Origin of the sequence: Streptomyces sp. S4.7 (genome assembly GCF_010384365.1) — a bacterium.
Lineage (GTDB): Bacteria > Actinomycetota > Actinomycetes > Streptomycetales > Streptomycetaceae > Streptomyces.
Genome location: NZ_CP048397.1, coordinates 4,095,438 through 4,109,473 on the forward strand (window position 1 = coordinate 4,095,438; position 14,036 = coordinate 4,109,473).

11 protein-coding genes are annotated in these 14,036 nt (G+C 68.5%); 4 read left to right on the top strand and 7 right to left on the bottom strand.

Annotation, left to right across the window (positions count from 1 at the left end; all coding sequences use genetic code 11):
- Positions 1–147 precede the first annotated feature (147 nt).
- From SSPS47_RS18260 to SSPS47_RS18280, 5 genes are all read right to left on the bottom strand, one after another.
- On the bottom strand, positions 148–1,584 hold the full coding sequence (locus tag SSPS47_RS18260; protein WP_164252012.1) for a recombinase family protein: 1,437 nt from the start codon (positions 1,582–1,584) through the stop codon (positions 148–150).
- Positions 1,585–1,770: 186 nt separating this feature from the next.
- A complete protein-coding gene (locus tag SSPS47_RS18265; RefSeq protein WP_147873495.1) occupies positions 1,771–2,730 on the bottom strand; it encodes a Yip1 family protein in 960 nt (319 codons plus the stop codon).
- A gap of 138 nt (positions 2,731–2,868) precedes the next feature.
- Positions 2,869–4,008, bottom strand: coding sequence for a VCBS repeat-containing protein (locus SSPS47_RS18270; RefSeq protein WP_239064964.1), 1,140 nt, complete (start codon positions 4,006–4,008; stop codon positions 2,869–2,871).
- A gap of 205 nt (positions 4,009–4,213) precedes the next feature.
- Positions 4,214–6,493 carry a (Fe-S)-binding protein gene (locus tag SSPS47_RS18275; protein WP_164252013.1) on the bottom strand — a complete coding sequence of 760 codons (2,280 nt, stop codon included), beginning with the start codon at positions 6,491–6,493 and terminating at the stop codon, positions 4,214–4,216.
- A 109-nt stretch (positions 6,494–6,602) separates the two neighbouring features.
- The gene (locus SSPS47_RS18280; protein WP_164252014.1) at positions 6,603–7,175 is read right to left on the bottom strand and encodes a sugar transferase; all 573 of its coding nucleotides are present in this window, start codon (positions 7,173–7,175) and stop codon (positions 6,603–6,605) included.
- A gap of 244 nt (positions 7,176–7,419) precedes the next feature.
- Here SSPS47_RS18280 and dnaK point away from each other — a divergent pair, with 244 nt between their 5' ends.
- The 4 genes from dnaK to SSPS47_RS18300 all read left to right on the top strand — a co-directional run bounded on the left by dnaK (position 7,420) and on the right by SSPS47_RS18300 (position 11,749).
- Positions 7,420–9,282, top strand: a complete 1,863-nt coding sequence (dnaK, locus tag SSPS47_RS18285) for a molecular chaperone DnaK (RefSeq protein ID WP_164252015.1) — start codon at positions 7,420–7,422, stop codon at positions 9,280–9,282.
- The gene (gene grpE, locus SSPS47_RS18290) at positions 9,279–9,959 is read left to right on the top strand and encodes a nucleotide exchange factor GrpE (protein WP_164252016.1); all 681 of its coding nucleotides are present in this window, start codon (positions 9,279–9,281) and stop codon (positions 9,957–9,959) included. Before dnaK ends, grpE begins: the two co-directional genes overlap by 4 nt.
- A 99-nt stretch (positions 9,960–10,058) precedes the next feature.
- Positions 10,059–11,267 (top strand): molecular chaperone DnaJ, encoded by a 1,209-nt coding sequence (gene dnaJ / locus SSPS47_RS18295; RefSeq protein ID WP_147873500.1) that lies wholly within the window; start codon positions 10,059–10,061, stop codon positions 11,265–11,267.
- A 5-nt stretch (positions 11,268–11,272) separates the two neighbouring features.
- Positions 11,273–11,749: a helix-turn-helix domain-containing protein gene (locus SSPS47_RS18300; protein ID WP_164252017.1), complete on the top strand. Its 477-nt coding sequence runs from the start codon at positions 11,273–11,275 to the stop codon at positions 11,747–11,749.
- Here the strand turns inward: SSPS47_RS18300 and SSPS47_RS18305 are convergent.
- Together SSPS47_RS18305 and SSPS47_RS18310 are read right to left on the bottom strand one after the other, a co-directional pair.
- Positions 11,746–12,774 carry a LuxR C-terminal-related transcriptional regulator gene (locus tag SSPS47_RS18305; RefSeq protein ID WP_164252018.1) on the bottom strand — a complete coding sequence of 343 codons (1,029 nt, stop codon included), beginning with the start codon at positions 12,772–12,774 and terminating at the stop codon, positions 11,746–11,748. The two genes, SSPS47_RS18300 and SSPS47_RS18305, sit on opposite strands and share 4 nt — an antisense overlap.
- A 202-nt stretch (positions 12,775–12,976) precedes the next feature.
- On the bottom strand, positions 12,977–13,960 hold the full coding sequence (locus SSPS47_RS18310; RefSeq protein ID WP_203557875.1) for a helix-turn-helix transcriptional regulator: 984 nt from the start codon (positions 13,958–13,960) through the stop codon (positions 12,977–12,979).
- Positions 13,961–14,036 lie beyond the last annotated feature (76 nt).

Below are 14,036 nucleotides of genomic sequence, written 5' to 3' on the forward strand. Positions count from 1 at the left end.
CCGATGAGACGCATGAGGAAGCGTGGCTGAGAAGGCATCTGGCTCGTGCGCCCGAGCGGGACGAAGAATGGACACGTCGCGCCTTGCTGCTTCAAGGCAAGACCTAGATGCAGAGGAGCCCCGGCCGAAACCGGGGCTCCTTCGTGGTCAACGCCAAATCGGCTCGATCAAGTCGGGATCAAACTTCCGTTTACCCCGGCCTGCGGGGTGGATGAGCACGGCCGTGATGCTGTGCAAGACGATCTCGCGTTGTCGCTCAATGGGAAGGGCGAAGAACTCGTCTTCCGTCAGATCGGCCGGGTTTCCCTTGGCCTCCGCCTGTTTCTGCTCCTTGTAGAAGCGAGCGCGCTCCAACTTCAGCGCGTCGCGCTCACGCTCCTTTCCGGGGAGCAACTGCAAGAGCGAAGACACCGTGATCGTCTTGGCCTTCTCCGCCTCAATGAGCTGGGCGATATCGGTCAGGACGTTTTCCAACTCCGCTTCCCTGGACCACCGTTCATCAGATGGGGCCACGGACGTAGCCGCTTTCTCCCGCTGCTCGCTGAGAGCGAGCCGAACGATCAACCTGTCAACCGGCTCGCCCACCCGGCCGACCTTGCCGCACCCGCCGTTCACCTGAGAGCACTGATACGTGTACTTCGTGCCCTTGGAGCCGGGCTTCCAACGTTGGTTGATCTGCCCCCGGATCTTGCTCTTGCACAGTCCGCATCGGGCAATCCCTGAAAGCAGATATTTACGGGCAAGTGTGTCGCGCTCTCGCCGACCCTGCTTGCGCTCGGCGACAGCCGCCGAGACGGCTTCCCACTCCTCGACCGTGTTGATCGGGTCCCATTCGCCCCTGACGAGCTGCCCGTCGTCCCCGTACAGGATCTCGCCGTGGTAGGTGCGGTAGCCGCACAACCGGGGGTTGGTCAGAATGTGCTCCACGTGGTGGTGAGCCATGCGCTTGGTGCCCTCGCGAGGGTTTCCGATCCCCTCGACGTGCCAGCGCTGGCGGATCGTTCCGATGCGCACCCCGGCCAGAATTTCCTTTTGGGCCGCAAGGATGTGTGCGGCGGCAACGGGGTCAACCTTGTTTCGGTCCGTCTTCTGCCAGCCGTATGGCGCCGGACCGCCATTGGCCTTCCCTTGCTGGGCCAACTCCAGGTGCTTGCGCTTGATCCGGCGCGAGGTGTCGTGGGAGGACTTGTTGGCGAACGCCACCATGATCCGTGCCATGGTCCTGCCATCGGCGGAGCCGAGGTTCACATCGTTGGTGACGGTCGCGAACTCCAGTCGCGGGCGCTCGTCGAAGATCTCGATAAGCCGTTCGAGGTCGCGTGGCTGTCGGGCCAGCCGGTCGAGGTCGTACGCCACGACACCATCGATTAGTCCGGCTTGGAGATCCTTCAGCATGAGTTCGAACTCGTCGCGCACCACGTTGCGCTTGAACGCAGATACGTCGTTGTCTTCGTAGACCTTCACCGGCTGCCAGGTGCGTAGGTCCGCCAGACGCTCGCAGTCTGTGCGCTGACGGTCGACGCCGAGTGCGTCCCCCTCGTCGTCTCGTGAGATTCGGGTGTAGATCCCCACCTTGCGCGCCATGATCGGGGCCTTCCCTGCCTGCGACCTGGTGTTTCGGTATCGCGCAAGGCTACTACCCTCATTGACTTCATTTGCCTTGGAGCGTGGAGGCTCCCGTCGTGCGGCGCAGCGGGCAGATACTCGACTCCTGAGAGGCGCTGAAGGCACCCGCGGGGACCCGCCGCCTTCGACGGCGGGTCCCGATCGCTAGATCGTGCCCAGCTTGATCAGCGACAGCAGCGCGATCAGCTGGATCGCCGACGCGCCCAGCGCCTTCGGCCACGGCAGGTCGTGCGACCTGCTCACCATCACCGTGAACAGCGCTCCCGCCGCGACCCAGGTGACCCAGCCGAGGATCTGCACCAGCGAGTTCTCGCCGCCCAGGAAGAGCGCGAAGACCAGGCGCGGTGCGTCCGTTATCGACATGATCAGCATGGAGAGGCCGACCGTCGGCTGCCAGGCGCCGTCGCCGCCGAGCTGGCGGGCCAGCGTGTGCGTGACCGCGCCCAGGATCAGGCCGCCGATCACGAAGGCCACGGCCGTCGTCAGGACGTACGGGATGGCCGTCGAGAGGGTGGCGTTGATCGCCTCCTCGCGGGCGCCGTCGAATCCGAAGATCGCCAGCAGTCCGTAGAGGAACGTCACGACCAGCGCCGGGCCCCAGACCGGGTAGTCGCGCATCTGCCAGAACGTCGCGTTCGGGCGCAGCACGATGCCGCTCAGCAGCTGCTTCCAGTGCAGTCGCGGGCCGGACGGGGCGGGCGCGGAGCCCGCGTGGTACGTCGCGCCGTCGCCGTAGCCGCTCTCGTCCACGCTGAACTGCTGCGTGTGACCGGGGTTGTTGGCGTACGGGTCGTGGGCGCCGCCACCGCCGTGCTGCTGGTTGTGCGGGTCGCCGAAGTACTCGGGCTCGCCGTGTCCTCCCCCCTGACCGCCGTGTCCACCCGGTCCGGGGTAGCCGTAACCGCCCTGCTGGGGGCCGGGGTGTCCGGCGCCCGCCTGGGGCCACTGCTGCTGCGGAGGGTGCGGCTGTCTGCCGTACGGCGGTGCCGGCTGCCCGCCTCCGTACTGAGGAGGGGGCGCCGCCTGCCGTCCGTACGGCTGCTGCTGCGGTTGTTGTTGGCGTGTGCGGTTGTCCCGGCCGCGTCCGATCCTGAATCCAGCCACGTCACCGAACGTACCCGCTTCGCACGGGCGCCGGGCGGGAGCAGCCGGAACCGGCCGGCCTTTGCGGCCGAGCTGTGACATCCCCTAAGGGAACCCTGGGGGGCTTGCTGCACCTGGGACGGGGGAGGCCGGTTCACCCTACTTGAGGAAGATCGACGTGCTGAAGCTGATCACCGGGTGCCGCGCCGCCTTCCCGCCCTTCTCCGAGGGGTACAGCGCGATCAGGTCCTTCTCCTCGCCCTGGTGCGTGCGGGTCACCACGTCGGCGCGCTTGTCGCCGGTGAAGTCCCCCGGGTCCAGGAGGTCCGTGGTGGGCTCGCCCTCCGCGCCCGGCAGTGTCGGCGCGGGCGGGAGCGCGACGGCCTTGAAGGTGTACGTGCCGCCCGCCTCGCCGGGGCCCCGCGGACCGCCGAGCAGCAGCTTGCCCTTCGCGGCCCTGCCGGGCTCGTGGGCGCGGGTGGTGTGGACGAGGTCGTCGTAGCCGTCCCCGTCGGTGTCCGCCCTGCCCGTGGGGGCGTAGAGGACCGGGCCGCCGCCGGGGACGGGGGCCGTCGCCGCCTCGGGGGCGCCCGCGCGGCTGAACGGGCCCCGCAGATAGCTGACCTGTCCCGCGCTCGCGGAGACGGCGAGGTCCGGCTCGCCGTCGCCGTCGAAGTCGCCGCACACCGGGTGGTCGGGCCAGTCGTCGCCGTAGCGCGCCTTGGCGGGGATCTTGAGCACGACCGCCTTGCCCGTGATGCCGTCCGGGCCGCCGAAGAGGAGCTGGAGGGGGACGGGCGGGCGGCCGAGGCCGTCGTACGGCGGGTCGGTGCTCACGATCAGGTCGGAGTAGCCGTCGCCGTCCAGGTCGCAGGTGGCCGCCGCGTCGAAGGCGGCCGGGAGGACGCCGTCGGTGGCCGCGCCGTTGGCGGTGGGGCTCAGTGTCTGGCGTACGGCGGGGTCGACACCGCGCGGTGAGTCGGAGCCGTAGACGATGCCGATGCCGGCGTCGTCACCCTGGATCGCGTCGGGGGCCTTGACCAGGTCGTTCAGTACGAGGTCGCGGTGGCCGTCGCCGTTGAAGTCGGCGGGGACCTCGCTGCCGTCGCCGCGCGGGACGGGGCGCTTCGGTACGGAGGCGCCGCCGGCGAGGGGCGTGGTGTCGCCGTTCTTCGCCTTGGCGCCGCTGCCCGGCCCGCCGTCGCCGGAGCCGCTGCAACCGGTCACCAGCAGGGCCAGTGCCGTACAGACGCCGGCGCCGGTCATCACCGCTGTTCTCGCGCCGGTGCGTATGCGCACGACCCCACCCACCCATCCGTCTCGCCACACGACATTCGCTGCCACATGATGCTCCAGTTCGCGCGTCGCGGTAAGGAAACGGACCAATCGCGATCACGGACCGATCGTTCACCCAGGACGGTCGCCCGAAGGACGTCCCAGGGACAGAAGCAAGGCCGGACCCGCCCCCGAGGCAGGTCCGGCCGCGTTCCTTCTGAAGAGGGCGTTACGTCGCGGGCTCCGGTTCCTCCGCAGGCTCCGGGGTGTCCTCCGGGTCCGACGGCGGCGTCCGTACGGAGTCCAGCAGCAGCTGCGCCACGTCCACGACCTGCAGCGATTCCTTCGCCTTGCCGTCGTTCTTCTTGCCGTTGACGGAGTCGGTCAGCATCACGAGGCAGAACGGGCACGCCGTCGACACGATGTCCGGATTCAGCGAGAGCGCCTCGTCCACACGCTCGTTGTTGATCCGCTTGCCGATCCGCTCCTCCATCCACATCCGCGCGCCGCCCGCGCCGCAGCAGAAGCCGCGTTCCTTGTGGCGGTGCATCTCCTCGTTACGGAGGCCGGGCACCTTGGCGATGATCTCGCGCGGCGGTGTGTAGACCTTGTTGTGCCGGCCCAGGTAGCAGGGGTCGTGGTAGGTGATCAGACCCTCGACGGGGGTCACCGGGACCAGCTTCTCCTCGTCGACGAGGTGCTGGAGCAGCTGGGTGTGGTGGATGACCTCGTACTCGCCGCCGAGCTGCGGGTACTCGTTCGCGATGGTGTTGAAGCAGTGCGGGCAGGTCGCGACGATCTTCTTCGAGGACTTCGGCTTGCGGGTCGACTCGTCAACCGCTCCGTCCTCGTCGAGGGACTCGCCGTACGCCATGTTCAGCATCGCCACGTTCTCCTGGCCGAGCTGCTGGAACAGCGGCTCGTTGCCCAGACGGCGGGCCGAGTCGCCCGTGCACTTCTCGTCACCGCCCATGATCGCGAACTTCACACCCGCGATGTGGAGCAGTTCGGCGAACGCCTTGGTGGTCTTCTTGGCGCGGTCCTCCAGGGCGCCCGCGCAGCCGACCCAGTACAGGTAGTCGACCTCCGAGAGGTCCTCGACGTCCTTGCCGACGACCGGCACCTCGAAGTCGACCTCCTTGGTCCACTCCAGACGCTGCTTCTTCTGGAGGCCCCACGGGTTGCCCTTCTTCTCCAGGTTCTTGAGCATCGTCCCGGCCTCGGAGGGGAACGAGCTCTCGATCATCACCTGGTAGCGGCGCATGTCGACGATGTGGTCGATGTGCTCGATGTCGACCGGGCACTGCTCGACGCACGCGCCGCACGTGGTGCAGGACCACAGGACGTCGGGGTCGATGACGCCATTCTCCTCAAGCGTCCCGATCAGCGGGCGCTCGGCCTCCGCGAGGGCGGCGGCGGGCACGTCCTTCAGGGCCTCCGCCGACGCCTTCTCCCCGCCCTCCATGGTCTTGCCGCCACCGGCCAGCAGATACGGCGCCTTGGCGTGCGCGTGGTCGCGCAGGGACATGATCAGGAGCTTCGGCGACAGCGGCTTGCCGGTGTTCCAGGCCGGGCACTGCGACTGGCAGCGACCGCACTCCGTGCAGGTGGAGAAGTCGAGGATGCCCTTCCAGGAGAACTGCTCGACCTGCGAGACACCGAACACGTCGTCGTCGCCCGGGTCCTCGAAGTCGATCTCCTTGCCGTCCGAGACCATCGGCCGCAGCGCCCCGAGCGCCGTACCGCCGTCGGCCTCGCGCTTGAACCAGATGTTCGGGAAGGCCAGGAAGCGGTGCCAGGCGACGCCCATCGTGGTGTTGAGCCCGAGGGTGATGGCCCAGATCATCGTCACGCCGAGCTTGATCATGGCGGTCAGGTAGACCAGGTTCTGGAGCGTGCCGAGGCTGAGCCCGTCGAACGCCGCGACGAGGGGGTACGAGACCCAGTACGCGGCCTGGTAGCCGTCGACGTGGTGCAGGGCGCCTTCGAGGCCGCGCAGGGTCAGGATCGCGACACCGATGGTGAGGATCACGTACTCGACGAAGTACGCCTGCCAGGCCGTGGAGCCGGCGAAGCGCGACTTGCGGCCGGCCCGCGAGGGCAGGTTGAGCAGCCGGATCGCCATCAGTACGAGGATGCCGACAGTCGTCGCGAGCGCGATGAACTCGACGTAGATCTCGTACGGCAGGAAGGTGCCGATGTACGGGATGATCCAGTCGGCCTGGAACAGCTGGCCGTACGCGTTGACGATCGTCAGCCCGAGCGTCAGGAAGCCGATCGCGACGAACCAGTGCGCGAAGCCCACGATGCCCCAGCGGTTCATCCGCGTGTGGCCGATGAACTCCTTGGCCAGGGTGATCGTGCGCGCTCTGGGGTCGTCGGTGCGACTGCCGGCCGGTACGGGCGAGCCGAGCTTCACGAACCGGTAGATCTCGGCGACGGCTCGGGCGATGAGCGCGACGCCGACCACGGTCAGCACCAGCGACACGATGATCGCGGCGAGTTGCATTGGGGGCTCCTCGGGCCTGCGAGGGTGGGAAGAGCAGCACCACGTCGGGGGTGCCACCAAGCGGGTCTACTAAGCGGTAACTTAATCGGTTTGTGCTGAGGGTACCCAGTTATCCCGCCGCACTGTAGCCGCGTGGCCGGTGATCTGTGTCGCTGAGGTGACCCTGAGCGGGGATGCGCGCCGCCGCGGCGTCCCCGCCGTACGGGGTGAGCGCGGCGGCCGGCGTACGTAGGAGGATCAGCAGGTCGAGACCGATCCAGTGCTGTTCCACGTAGTGCTGGTCGAGCAGCGCGGGCTCGTCCCACGGCATCGGGGAGCGGCGGCGCACCTGTGCGAGGCCGGTGAGGCCCGGTCGTACGGACCGCCGCCAGGGCGCCGCGGCCCTGGGGTCGCCGGGCGCGAGCGGCGCGGGGCCGACGAGGGACATCTCGCCGCTCACGACGTGGGGCAGGCGCGACAGCAGGTCCAGCCGGTGCCTGCGGGTGGCGAGGGAGCGGGCCGTGAAGACGCGGCCCTCCAGGCCGACGAGGCGCTTGTGGGTGAAGGCGGCGCCGGGGTGCCGTGCGGAGAACGTGAGAGTGAGGGCGGCGGCGGCCAGCAGGGGCGCGGCCAGAACCAGCAGGAGTGAGCCGAGCGTCAGGTCGAGCAGGCGTTTGGGGTCCAGATCCAGGTCCGGAACCATGGGACCTCCCTGACCGTTGTATGTGATATCGCGCCTTTTGCGGTCGCTTGCCGACCGATCGTGCCGCAGCGGGGGAGAGAAGTTCCGAAGGCGCGCGGACCTGCGGGAACCGCGCGGTTGCCAGGGGGTTCCCGGAAATCGGGCCGCACGATAGTTGAGTCGGGTCAACTCAGCTCTGTTGACGCCCGGGGATCGGTCGTGCATCCTTGAGCCTGTTCCACTCAAGTCAGTTGGAGGAATCGAAATGGCACGTGCGGTCGGCATCGACCTGGGCACGACTAACTCCGTCGTCAGCGTTCTCGAAGGCGGCGAGCCCACCGTCATCACCAACGCCGAAGGCGCCAGGACCACGCCGTCCGTCGTCGCCTTCGCCAAGAACGGCGAGGTGCTCGTCGGAGAGGTCGCCAAGCGCCAGGCAGTCACGAACGTCGACAGGACCATCCGGTCGGTCAAGCGCCACATGGGCACCGACTGGAAGATCAACCTCGACGGCAAGGACTTCAACCCGCAGCAGATGTCCGCGTTCGTCCTTCAGAAGCTGAAGCGCGACGCGGAGTCCTACCTGGGTGAGAAGGTCGTGGACGCGGTCATCACCGTCCCGGCGTACTTCAACGACTCCGAGCGCCAGGCCACGAAGGAGGCCGGCGAGATCGCGGGCCTCAACGTCCTGCGTATCGTCAACGAGCCGACGGCCGCCGCGCTGGCGTACGGGCTCGACAAGGACGACCAGACGATCCTCGTCTTCGACCTCGGCGGCGGCACCTTCGACGTGTCGCTCCTGGAGATCGGTGACGGCGTCGTCGAGGTGAAGGCCACCAACGGTGACAACCACCTCGGTGGTGACGACTGGGACCAGCGTGTCGTCGACTACCTGGTGAAGCAGTTCGCCAACGGTCACGGCGTGGACCTGGCCAAGGACAAGATGGCTCTCCAGCGTCTCCGCGAGGCCGCGGAGAAGGCGAAGATCGAGCTGTCGTCCTCCACCGAGACCACGATCAACCTGCCGTACATCACGGCCTCCGCCGAGGGCCCGCTGCACCTGGACGAGAAGCTCACGCGCTCTCAGTTCCAGCAGCTGACGGCCGATCTGCTGGAGCGCTGCAAGACCCCGTTCCACAACGTCATCAAGGACGCCGGCATCGCGCTGTCCGAGATCGACCACGTGGTCCTGGTCGGTGGCTCCACGCGTATGCCCGCCGTCGCCGAGATCGTCAAGGAACTCACCGGCGGCCGTGACGCCAACAAGGGCGTCAACCCGGACGAGGTCGTGGCCATCGGCGCCGCGCTCCAGGCCGGTGTGCTCAAGGGCGAGGTCAAGGACGTCCTGCTGCTCGACGTCACCCCGCTGTCTCTTGGCATCGAGACCAAGGGCGGCATCATGACCAAGCTCATCGAGCGCAACACCACGATCCCGACGAAGCGCTCCGAGATCTTCACGACGGCCGAGGACAACCAGCCGTCGGTGCAGATCCAGGTCTACCAGGGCGAGCGCGAGATCGCGGCGTACAACAAGAAGCTCGGAATGTTCGAGCTGACCGGACTGCCGCCCGCCCCGCGCGGTGTGCCGCAGATCGAGGTCGCCTTCGACATCGACGCCAACGGCATCATGCACGTGGCCGCGAAGGACCTCGGCACCGGCAAGGAGCAGAAGATGACCGTCACCGGTGGCTCCTCGCTGCCGAAGGACGAGGTCAACCGGATGCGTGAAGAGGCCGAGCAGTACGCGGACGAGGACCACCGCCGCCGCGAGGCCGCCGAGACCCGCAACCAGGCCGAACAGCTCGTCTACCAGACCGAGAAGTTCCTCAAGGACAACGAGGACAAGGTCCCCGGTGACGTGAAGGAAGAGGTCGAGACCTCCATCGGCGAGCTGAAGGAGAAGCTCAAGGGTGAGGACACGGCCGAGATCCGTACGGCCACGGAGAAGGTCGCCGCCGTCTCGCAGAAGCTCGGCCAGGCCATGTACGCCAACGCCCAGGCCGAAGGCGCCACCGACGCCCCGGGTGCGGAGCAGGCCCGTCCCGCCGGCGGCACCGACGCCGCGGACGACGTCGTGGACGCCGAGATCGTCGACGACGAGAAGCCCAAGAAGGACGGTGCCGCGTGACGGAGGAGACTCCGGGCTTCGAAGAGGAGCCCGACGTCCCTTCAGGCGCCACCCCCGAAGACGCCGCGCCGAAGGCCGCCGAGCCGGACTCCGCCAAGGAGTCCGGCCCGGCCGGCCCCCCGGCAGGGGACGTACAGCAAGACGCAACACAGACGGCGCTGATCGCTCAGCTGGACCAGGCCCGTACGGCGCTCGGTGAGCGCACGGCAGACCTTCAGCGGCTTCAGGCCGAGTACCAGAACTACCGCCGCCGGGTCGAGCGGGACCGGGTCACGGTCAAGGAGATCGCTGTCGCGAGCCTTCTCACCGAGCTGCTGCCCGTGCTCGACGACATCGGGCGCGCCCGGGAACACGACGAGCTGGTGGGCGGGTTCAAGTCGGTGGCGGAGTCGCTGGAGACGGTGGCCGCGAAGATGGGCCTCCAGCAGTTCGGCAAGGAGGGCGAGCCCTTCGACCCGACGATCCACGAGGCCCTGATGCACAGCTACGCGCCGGATGTCACCGAAGACACGTGCGTCGCGATCCTCCAGCCTGGGTACCGGTTCGGCGAGCGGACCATCAGGCCCGCGCGCGTCGCCGTGGCGGAGCCCCAGCCGGGGGTCCAGCCCGGGGAGAAGGCGTCGAGCGCCGACGAGCCGGACAAGGACGAGGAGAGCGGCGGCCCGGACGAGGGCTGACGCAGGGCCCAGCGGTACGGGACGTGCGGACGGCGGTACGGATGGGCAGTACGCATGACGGGCAGTTCGCATGACGGGCAGTGAGGAGGGACGTCGGGAATGAGTACCAAGGACTTCGTGGAGAAGGACTACTACAAGGTTCTCGGCGTCCCCAAGGACGCCACCGAGGCCGAGATCAAGAAGGCGTACCGGAAGCTCGCCCGCGAGTTCCACCCGGATGCCAACAAGGGTGACGCCAAGGCCGAGGAGCGCTTCAAGCAGATCTCCGAGGCCAACGACGTGCTCGGCGACCCCAAGCGGCGCAAGGAGTACGACGAGGCACGCTCGCTCTTCGGCAACGGCGGCGGCTTCCGGGCCGGCCCCGGTGCCGGTGGCGGCGGGTCCTTCAACTTCGACCTGGGCGACCTCTTCGGGGGCGGCCCGCAGGGCGGCGGCCAGGGACCCCAGGGCCAGAGCGGCGCCGGCGGCTTCGGCGGCGGGCTCGGGGACGTGTTCGGCGGCCTCTTCAACCGGGGCGGTCCCGGTACGGGCACGCGTACGCAGCCGCGCCGCGGCCAGGACATCGAGTCCGAGGTGACGCTCAGCTTCACCGAGGCGGTCGACGGGGCCACGGTCCCGCTGCGGATGTCCAGCCAGGCGCCCTGCAAGGCGTGTTCGGGCACCGGCGACAAGAACGGTTCGCCGCGGGTCTGCCCGACCTGCGTCGGCACCGGTCAGGTGTCGCGCGGCACGGGCGGCGGCTTCTCGCTGACCGACCCGTGCGTGGACTGCAAGGGCCGTGGGCTGATCGCCCAGGACCCGTGCGACGTCTGCAAGGGCAGTGGCCGTGCCAAGTCCTCGCGGACCATGCAGGTCCGGATCCCGGCGGGCGTCAGTGACGGCCAGCGGATCCGGCTGCGCGGCAAGGGCGCCCCGGGTGAGCGCGGCGGTCCGGCGGGCGACCTGTACGTGGTCGTCCATGTCGGCTCGCACCCGGTCTTCGGCCGAAAGGACGACAACCTCACCGTCACCGTGCCGGTCACCTTCGTGGAGGCGGCGCTCGGCGGTGAGGTGAAGGTCCCGACGCTGGGCGGTCCTGCGGTCACCCTGAAACTGCCCGCGGGCACACCCAACGGCCGTACGATGCGCGCCCGGGGGAAGGGCGCCGTACGCAAGGACGGCAGCCGTGGCGACCTCCTGGTCACCGTCGAGGTGGTCGTCCCCAAGGATCTCGGCGCCGAGGCCCGTGACGCGCTGGAGACCTACCGGAAGGCGACCGTGGGGGAGAACCCGCGGGACGAGCTGTTCCAGGCAGCGAAGGGAGCGTGACTCCAATGGACGGGGTCGGGCGGCGTCGACCGCACTCATCGTTCAACCGAGCCTACGAACTGACCGAAGAATCGCCCGTTTACGTCATCTCGGTGGCGGCCCAGCTGTCCGGGCTGCACCCGCAGACGCTGCGCCAGTACGACCGGCTGGGCCTGGTCTCACCGGACCGTACGGCGGGCCGGGGCCGGCGTTACTCGGCGCGCGACATCGAACTGCTCCGCCAGGTGCAGCAGTTGTCGCAGGACGAGGGCATCAACCTGGCCGGCATCAAGCGCATCATCGAGCTGGAGAACCAGGTCGCGGCGCTCCAGGCGCGCGTGGCGGAACTCGGCGCGGCGGTGGACGGCGCGGCGGCGGCGATGAGCCAACGCGAGGCCCAGGTCCACGCGTCGTACCGGCGGGACCTGGTGCCGTACCAGGACGTGCAGCAGACGAGCGCGCTGGTGGTGTGGCGTCCGAAGCCGAAGCTGTCGTCGGACTAGTTGGGACCCGAGCCCGCGAGTCCCGTCGCCCCCTGGAGAGATCCAGGGGGCGTCCGGCTTCCCGCCAGGCCCGACTGGACCAGCAGGGCGCCGAGATGGGTGCGGCTGGAGGCGCCGAGGGCCTGCATGAGTCTGGCTATGTGGGAGCGGCAGGTGCGCACGCTGATGCCCATCTTGCGGGCGACCATCTCGTCGCTGGTGCCATCGACCAGAAGACGCGCGATGCTGCTCTGGACGGACGTGACGGGCACGTCCGGGGAGACGGTGGGCGGGCGTTCGGTCATCGGCGTGGCGTGGGCCCACAGGACCTCGTAGACCTGGACGAGATAGGTGATCAGGGCCGGGTGCCGGATTTCCAGCGCCGTGTGGCGGTTGGCGCTGGCGGGGATGAAGGCCACGGCACGGTCGACGATGATCAGCCGTTCGACGGTCTGCTCGACGGTCCGTACCTCCAGCCGGTCGGCCGGCACCTGCTCCAGGTACTCCTTGATGTGCGGGCTGTAGCGCGCCGGGTGCTGGTACAGGTGTCTTAATCGGGCGCCCCGTTCGATGGCGGCCAGGGAGCGGGCCAGCCCCGCCATCATGAGTTTGCGCTCCCGGCTGAAGCCCGGCTGGACCGTCAGGATCTCCACCGTCGCCGCGCGGGCGGCCTCGCCGACCTTCGCGTCGATCAGCTCGTGCCCGTCGAGCATGGTGATGGAGACGCTGGGGTCTTCGGCGACGACGGCGCTCAGGGGCGCGAGCGAGTCGACCAGGGACGCGGTGAGCCGTACGCGTTCGTTGATCTCCCGCGTGATGGGCTGGAGGAGGTGCGCCAGGGCCGCGGACGGCAGCACCGGGCACAACCACGCGTCGTCCTGGGGATCGGGGTACAGCAGTGCCATGTCGGTGAGGCAGGGCGCCGGCGTGAGCTCGGCGCGGTTGATCCGGCCTCGGCGCAGAGCCTCGGTGTAGAGGCGGAGCGCCGACTCGCACAGCTCCCGGTCACCGTGTGGATGCGTCTGCTTGTCTACGGTTCCGCCCATTTGGGCACCCCCCCGTTTTGTGCAATGCAGCAAGATGACGGTGGTCAGATCCTAGTCGGGGGTGGAGTGTGTTTCCTCAGGTCGGGAGTGGCCAACTCCCCCGGTCGATCCCGGCCGTGGCCGCGTCTCGTCCGGGCGCGGTCACGGTCTCCGTCCCCCTTCTTCCAAGCGGTTCGCGCGAGGAGTGATGCCTTCGGAAGGCTCAGTGATCATGGTCCAGGATGCCCGACTGCGCGATGAGATAACCGAGTTGTGCCCGGCTGCCGCTGCCGAGTGTGGTGCTCAGCTTGGCGATGTGCGCCCGGCAGGTGCGGACGTTCATGCCCAGGCGGCGTGCGATCGCCTCGTCCACGTGGCCGTCGATGAGGAGTTTGGCGATGGAGCGCTGGGTGCTGGTGATGCCGTCGATCTCCGGCGCGTACGACAACTGCTCGTCCCAGGGCGTGCCGTGCAGCCAGAACTGCTCGAAGACACCGACGAGGTACTGGACGAGCCCTTCGTGACGCAGCTCCAGGGCGATCCGGCGATCGCTGCGGGCGGGTACGAACGCCACTTTGCGGTCGACGATGATGAGGCGCTCGATGATCTCTTCGAGCGTTCTCACCTCCACCCCGTCCGGGGCCACCAGTTCCACGTAGGCAAGCGTCGCGGGGTGGTGCCGGGCGGTGTGCTGGTACAGGGTCCGCATCTTCACGCCGTTGTCGAGCAGCGGGCGGACCCGGCGCAGGGCCTCCTCCTGGGAGCCCGGCTTCCGTCCACTGCCGGGCTGGACCGTGAGCAGCTCCTCGGTGCACTCCGCGGTGACGCGGTCCAGGGTGGAGTTGATGAGGCTCAGCCCTTCGAGCACGGTGATCGCGTGCGTGGCTGACGGGTCCATGGCCGTGAGCGTCATGAACGGTTCGAAGGTCTCCGCCAGCGACATGGCGAGCTGCCGCCGATCCTGGATCTCCCGTTCCAGGGGATGCGTGAGCTGATTGAGCGCGATCGACGGGGATACCGGCCTGAGCCACTGGGGATCGTCCGGGTCCGGGCGCAGTAGTGCGAGGGCCAGCAGGCAGGGTGCGCTCTCCACCTCCTCCCGGGCCAGCCGGCCGGAGCGCAGAGCTGCCGCGTAGAGATTTTTGCCGGCTTCGCATAGTTCGCCAGGCCCATGCCTATGTCCGTCAATTCCCTGACTTGACTGCATTTGACACCCCCTCAGGGTCCTGAATTACAGGAACATGATGCCTTCGCTCGCTGGTGGAAGCGTTCTGCGTGGGCCA

What these genes read in the sequence shown, in the direction of transcription:
- SSPS47_RS18260 (WP_164252012.1), bottom strand. Translation starts at nt 1,584, where the DNA reads ATGGCGCGCAAGGTGGGGATCTACACCCGAATCTCACGAGACGACGAG.
- SSPS47_RS18275 (WP_164252013.1), bottom strand. Translation starts at nt 6,493, where the DNA reads ATGCAACTCGCCGCGATCATCGTGTCGCTGGTGCTGACCGTGGTCGGC.
- SSPS47_RS18280 (WP_164252014.1), bottom strand. Translation starts at nt 7,175, where the DNA reads ATGGTTCCGGACCTGGATCTGGACCCCAAACGCCTGCTCGACCTGACG.
- dnaK (WP_164252015.1), top strand. Translation starts at nt 7,420, where the DNA reads ATGGCACGTGCGGTCGGCATCGACCTGGGCACGACTAACTCCGTCGTC.
- dnaJ (WP_147873500.1), top strand. Translation starts at nt 10,059, where the DNA reads ATGAGTACCAAGGACTTCGTGGAGAAGGACTACTACAAGGTTCTCGGC.
- SSPS47_RS18300 (WP_164252017.1), top strand. Translation starts at nt 11,273, where the DNA reads ATGGACGGGGTCGGGCGGCGTCGACCGCACTCATCGTTCAACCGAGCC.
- SSPS47_RS18305 (WP_164252018.1), bottom strand. Translation starts at nt 12,774, where the DNA reads ATGGGCGGAACCGTAGACAAGCAGACGCATCCACACGGTGACCGGGAG.
- SSPS47_RS18310 (WP_203557875.1), bottom strand. Translation starts at nt 13,960, where the DNA reads ATGCAGTCAAGTCAGGGAATTGACGGACATAGGCATGGGCCTGGCGAA.